This is a genomic window from Sulfurimonas sp., assembly GCF_032250635.1.
GTDB lineage: Bacteria > Campylobacterota > Campylobacteria > Campylobacterales > Sulfurimonadaceae > Sulfurimonas.
Genome location: NZ_JAVVFL010000248.1, coordinates 1 through 2421, shown reverse-complemented (window position 1 = coordinate 2421; position 2421 = coordinate 1). Strand labels below are relative to the sequence as shown.

Sequence of the window (2421 nt, the reverse complement as noted above, 5' to 3'; positions counted from 1 at the left end):
GCGGATATACCATTTTTAAAATTATTAGACACAGCAATATCAAGATAAAAATATCTGCCACAATCATATAGTTTAAGAACTCTTTTTTCTCAAAATTATTATCTTGGGAAAGATCAATGACCAATATCTCATCATCTAAATATTTCATATAAAGAAGATATCTGCTCTCTTTGTCTTTTAATATTTTTACACTTGAGAACTCCGTATTATACTCATGTAAAACATGTGACTTCTCAATATAACTCTTCTTATCTTCAATAATTTCAAATTTTAGCTCTTTTAATCTTTCATCTAAACTTTTTTGGTCACTATTGGACATATATTTAAAGAGTTCCCCTGAGACATGTATGTACTTATCTCTCAACAATGTTTCAATTGTGTCTTTTGTCAGTTTATTTATCTCAATTGAGACAAAAAACATTAAAGAGAAGGTAATTAGAAAAAATATAATAACTTTATAAAAAATTGACATCTGTTATCCTATAAATTTATAGCCTATGCCCCATATAGACTTTATGTATTGGGGATCCTTTGAATCATCGCCAAGCTTCTGTCTTATGTTGCTTATATGCATATCTATTGTTCTGTCCTTGGAGTTGTACTCAATTCCGCTTATAGCATTTGAGATAGATTCCCTCGATAAAACCTTGGCGATATTCAATAAAAAAAGATGCAAGATGTCATACTCAATCTTGGTTAGATCCAACGTCAATCCCTCTATCTTTATCTCATGTTTGTCTTCATCTATCTCAAAATTGCCTATAGTTTTGTTCTTGCTTGTTCCTCTTCTTAAAATTGCATTTATTCTAAGGACAAGTTCTCTAGGTTCATAAGGTTTTGCCAAATAATCATCAGCACCCAAGTCAAATCCCAATATTTTGTCGCTTATCTCACCCCTCGCAGATGAGATTATAATAGGAACAGCCGATATCTGTCTGATTTTTTTACATACGTCAAAGCCATCCATTTGAGGCAACATTAAGTCAAGAACAACAAGAGAGTAGTTCTCGCTCTTGTTTTCCAGATGAGTAAGCGCCTCTTTTGGCTGAGTGAAAGCTTCTACATGAAAATCATAGTTTTCCAAATAATCGCAAATTAACGTTTGCATATCTAAGTCATCTTCTATAAGCATGATATTGTGCATTACTTTACTTCCCAATCATCAAAATAATTTACAAAATCCATCTTCTGTTCTTTGCTCAAAACGGCATGTATTTTCATAAGAAAGTTTTTTTCAATCTCTCTGGATTTAGCATCTAACTTGCTGTCAAGACTCTCTATGTCGTCGATATTAAGGTGCTCTTTCAAAAACAGATCTTTTTTCTTCAGCTCTGTTTCATCTTTAAATTTTTTAAACTCTTTTAGCTGGGTTCTAAACTCATATAAGATCTCTTTTATCACAAAACTTTGTTCTTTTGATAAGTTAAGGTGAGATAGCTCTTTATTGATATGCTGGACTTTATGATCTGCCAATAGCAGAGTAGTGAAAAAAAATATTAAAATAATTATGTACTTCAATTTTCAAATCCTAATTTAAATATAAACGTACTATTTTAATGTTTTTATTATTTGATATACCTTGTTTGATTGCAGTTTGGTTACAAAACTCTTTTAACTTTACGAATATGCTCAATAAACAAATCCTTCTCTTTATAGCCTGATAGACGATAATTATTTAGCTCCTGCTTATCCATGTCAAAAAAGATAATACCGGGAGGTCCAAAGAGGGAGTATTTTTTAAGCATCGCAATATCAAAATCCGTATTTTCAGTTACGTCTACTTTTATTCTCTCAAACTCTTCAACTTCTAGTGCAACATCTGCTCTGCTGAGGACATCTGCATCAAGCTCTTTGCAGTTTTCACACCATTTTGCGCTAAAGTAGACCATAACAGGCTTAGATGCTTGCTGCAGGGCACTGTTTAACTCTTTTGCCTTTATTGTTTTGAATGTCACTTCCGAGGCAGTTGAGAGCACCCTCTTTGATGATACGAAAGGTTCAAGAGGATTTTTAATGCTTTTTGCGCCGCCGATTGCTCCGACAATAAGAACCACACCGTAGATAAGAGCTAGCATAGAGAGCAGTTTTTTGAGCTGCTGCATCCTGCTTATATCTACACTCTTAATATTTTCAAACGGATTCATAAATATAGCCACGGCAACAAGTTGCACTCCCCATAGCAGAAGTATGGTTTGAGGCTCAAGTATTCTAGAGAGGAGCCAAATCGAGAACGCTATCATCGTAAAACCGAAAAACAGTTTTACATCCTCCATCCAAACACCAGGTTTTGGCAGAAATTTACCTGCACCCGCACCGAGCATAAGAAGCGGCACTCCCATACCAAAGCTCATAAAAAAGAGAGACAGACCGCCTAAGAGCTCATTTCCGCTCTGTCCTATATATATAAGAGCGCCCGCAAGC

At 34.5% G+C, this 2421-nt stretch carries 4 protein-coding genes; all 4 read right to left on the bottom strand.

Features of this window, described 5'->3' with window-relative positions; translation table 11 throughout:
• The coding region (locus RQ763_RS11370; RefSeq protein WP_314153097.1) for a hypothetical protein at positions 1 to 472 on the bottom strand (472 nt) is incomplete at its 3' end.
• 3 nt (positions 473 to 475) lie between these two features.
• The gene (locus tag RQ763_RS11365) at positions 476 to 1144 is read right to left on the bottom strand and encodes a response regulator transcription factor (RefSeq protein ID WP_314153095.1); all 669 of its coding nucleotides are present in this window, start codon (positions 1142 to 1144) and stop codon (positions 476 to 478) included.
• The gene (locus tag RQ763_RS11360) at positions 1144 to 1401 is read right to left on the bottom strand and encodes a hypothetical protein (protein WP_314153094.1); all 258 of its coding nucleotides are present in this window, start codon (positions 1399 to 1401) and stop codon (positions 1144 to 1146) included. Before RQ763_RS11360 ends, RQ763_RS11365 begins: the two co-directional genes overlap by 1 nt.
• 197 nt (positions 1402 to 1598) lie before the next feature.
• A partial coding sequence (locus RQ763_RS11355; protein ID WP_314153093.1) for a thioredoxin domain-containing protein occupies positions 1599 to 2421 on the bottom strand: 823 nt, incomplete at its 5' end.

Coding starts and splice junctions, on each gene's coding strand:
- RQ763_RS11365 (WP_314153095.1), bottom strand. CDS start 1,144: ATGCACAATATCATGCTTATAGAAGATGACTTAGATATGCAAACGTTA.